At 52.3% G+C, this 3,083-nt stretch carries 3 protein-coding genes; 2 read left to right on the top strand and 1 reads right to left on the bottom strand.

Features of this window, described 5'->3' with window-relative positions:
* Positions 1–65: 65 nt before the first annotated feature.
* Positions 66–395 carry a hypothetical protein gene (locus tag ACO6BQ_RS12235; RefSeq protein ID WP_489121353.1) on the bottom strand — a complete coding sequence of 110 codons (330 nt, stop codon included), beginning with the start codon at positions 393–395 and terminating at the stop codon, positions 66–68.
* Positions 396–574: 179 nt separating this feature from the next.
* Between ACO6BQ_RS12235 and ACO6BQ_RS12230 the strand changes: the two genes are divergently transcribed.
* Both ACO6BQ_RS12230 and ACO6BQ_RS12225 read left to right on the top strand, forming a co-directional pair.
* Entirely contained in the window at positions 575–2,293 is a 1,719-nt protein-coding gene (locus tag ACO6BQ_RS12230) for a methyl-accepting chemotaxis protein (RefSeq protein ID WP_489121351.1), read from the top strand.
* A gap of 381 nt (positions 2,294–2,674) precedes the next feature.
* Positions 2,675–2,923, top strand: a complete 249-nt coding sequence (locus ACO6BQ_RS12225) for a hypothetical protein (protein WP_489121349.1) — start codon at positions 2,675–2,677, stop codon at positions 2,921–2,923.
* Positions 2,924–3,083 lie beyond the last annotated feature (160 nt).

The following is a 3,083-nucleotide window of genomic DNA, read 5'->3' as shown; positions in this document are numbered from 1 at the left end:
GCGGGCAAAAAAGATGCGTCAAGATGGCGTGGCTGAATTTATCAGTGCTTCCTTATGTCGCGAAGTTATGCGAAGAAGCGTCGATACGCATCAAAGAGGAAGAGTGCGCCCGCCATGCCAATGGTAACGAAGCTGGCGCGTGTCACGATCATCATCTGGAACGCGGAGAGCCGCTCGACCGCTTGGCGACGCACGTAGGTCAGTCCGAGTGAAGCCGTCAGCAGTACATACATTGTGAGTGTGAGGCTGTCCAGCTCCTCCCATGCCGCCAGTACGACCATGACGGTGAATGCCATGAGGATGAGAAGCATATAGTCCTTCCCCGGAGGGCGCACCGGTTTCGGCTTTTCCGCCGGTGTAATTTTCTGTTGCAGTTTTTTTAACATTTTTGCCATAGCTGTCCGTCCTTTTGTTTATTCATTCCTGTAACTGCGTAAGTATAACATAGAAAAAACTTTACTGCCATATGGTTTTTTGCGGGGGGCAGTGTTATAATCGAAAATAGATGAAGGAGAGTCTCATTGATTGAGGCTGAGGGAACCCTTTGTTTGATCTTTTATGGAGGGAACTGAGAATGTCGGTAGCAAAGAAAATTGTGCTGAGCATCGGATTCCTGGTCGTCATGTTCGGCGGTTATGGATTCTATGCGAATCACGCAAGCAGTGTTCTCAACAACAATACGGTGAGCGTGTTTGCGTGGGCGCATGTTCTCAATGTGGGCGGTCAGGTGCAGGCTCTCTCGGCGGAGGGGCGCGAGTTTGAGCTCATGCGCATTACCGCACCGAATGAGGAGGAACGCCAGCGGGCGACGGGGCGGCTCTCCCAGCTCACACCGAAGCTGAACAAGGCATACGATGAGTATGAAAAGGCGATTCAGGAGGCGCCGTTCCAGAACGAGGCGGATCGCGCGCAGAAACTCGCACGGCTCGATAAGCTCAAGCAGGAGCGCAAAAATTATGCCGATGTGCGCCAGCAGGCAACAGAACTCATCAACACGGGCGATCAGGCGGGCGCGGTAAACCTCGCGTTCAACGAGCAGTCCGATGTCTACAAGCGTATGACGGACATCCTTGAGGAAGATAAGGCGGACAGCGTTCGCCTTGCGCGTGCAGAGATGGCGTACAGTGAGGATGTGTTCTCGGGCGTAAAGCTGATTACGATTCTCTCTCTGGTTGTAGTGGTCATCCTGTCGATCGTCACACTTGTCCTGCTGCTCAAGAGCATCAAGGCTTCTGTGGATACGATTCTTGAGGGAGCGCGTCATATCGCTGGTGGAGACTTGCGTTCAAAGATCATGTTGGACGGTGATGATGAGTTTGCACACATTGCCCATCAGTTCAACACGATGGTCGAAAGCATGCAGAAGATGATCCGCAAGATCAAGACGACGGCCTCGGATGTGGCGGGCTCCTCCGAGGAGCTGACGGCGAACGCCAATCAGTCGGCGCAGGTGACGCAGAACGTCGCGCAGTCCATCACCGAGGTCGCCGAGGCAGCGGAGCAGCAGATCCAGAGCATTGACAAGAGCCGCCTCACGGTGCAGGAGTTCCAGCGCGGACTTGAAGAAGCGATTACGAATCAGCGACGTGCACGCGAGCAGACGCAGGCGACGGCGGAGAAGGCTGCAGAGGGCAACGCCTTCGTGCAGACGACGGTCGAGCAGATGAACTCGATTGCGCGCACCGTTCAGCAGACGGGCGGGATCGTCGGCAAGCTCGGCGAGCGTTCAAAGGAGATCGGCAACATCGTCGAGATCATCTCAAGCATCTCGGGACAGACCAATTTGCTCGCACTCAACGCAGCGATTGAGGCGGCGCGTGCGGGCGAGCACGGGCGCGGCTTTGCCGTGGTCGCGGAGGAGGTCAGAAAACTCGCGGAGGAGTCACAGAACGCCTCCCAGCAGATCTCCGAACTCATCCGCAGCATTCAGGAGGAGACAGATCGTGCGGTCGCCTCGATGGCGGAGGGGCTGCGCGAGGCGGAGACAGGCAAGGAAAATGTCACCGCAACGGGCGAGACATTCTCTCTCATTCTAAGCATGGTCGAGGATGTCAAGACGGCATCGCTCGCCGTCAGCAAACGCGTCCTCGAACTGCGTGAGAATATGAACTCGATCATCGAGGGCTTGGGTGTCGTGGATGCCTCGGCAAAGGGCATCGGCAGCGAGTCGCAGAACGTCTCTGCCGCCACTGAGGAGCAGGCAGCGGGCATGGAGGAGATCGCATCCTCGAGCCGCAGCCTTTCTGATATGGCAAACGATCTGCAGAGTGAGACGGATAAGTTCAAGGTGTAATTGCTCAGGGAGTCCGTGGTTGAAGGAGTTCTTCAACACGGACTCTTTTTATTTGTGCGAAAATATGGGTTCTACTCCCAAGGAATCACTGATAATTTCAATCCCGCCATCTTGACGCATCTATTTTCGCCCTGCCATCGTCAATAAATCCTCCACATAGCTTTGGCTATGCGTCCGGTTTACCTCCTTGTTCGGACAGAAAAATCTACGCCAATCTGAGGGGCTATTTTATCAGCGATTCCTGTATTCTTTGATTTACAAGCATATAACAACTATAGCACAACTATAGTGATAACTTGCTCTATAGCTTGCACAATATCTGAATTTGATTTATACTAAGCATATCAATTGTGGGAAATCCCACTTCCAGAATGGAGGTAAATGATGCAAGCTGTGATCAAAGGACGCTATCAAGCTCATTTGGATGCAAAGAAGCGTCTGACATTGCGTGGTGCAAAATATGATTATTATGAAGTCCAGGAATATGATAACGGCATTATCCTGTTAGAGCCGCGTGAGTTGATACGTCCAGCAGAAATATCAAAGCATACTCTGCAGATGATGGATGAATCGATTCGCAATCTGAATGCAGGCAAAGTTTCTGCACCGATTGACCTCTCCGGATTCTGAGTATGGATTTTTCGATTCATATGGGTATTCCTGAAATGCTTGATCTGTGGATGCGTCTGCACAAAGAGAGCGTGGATGGAAGCATCTCAAAAGCAGATGCAAATCTGTGGCGAATTGTCAAGTCAAGTGCAACACCTTATTGAAAAAGACTTCATAAGGA

The sequence above is a fragment of the Centipeda sp. (in: firmicutes) genome (assembly GCF_057271695.1).
The sequence above is the reverse complement of the archived record's forward strand: the minus strand, read 5'-3'. Positions and strand labels throughout refer to the sequence as shown.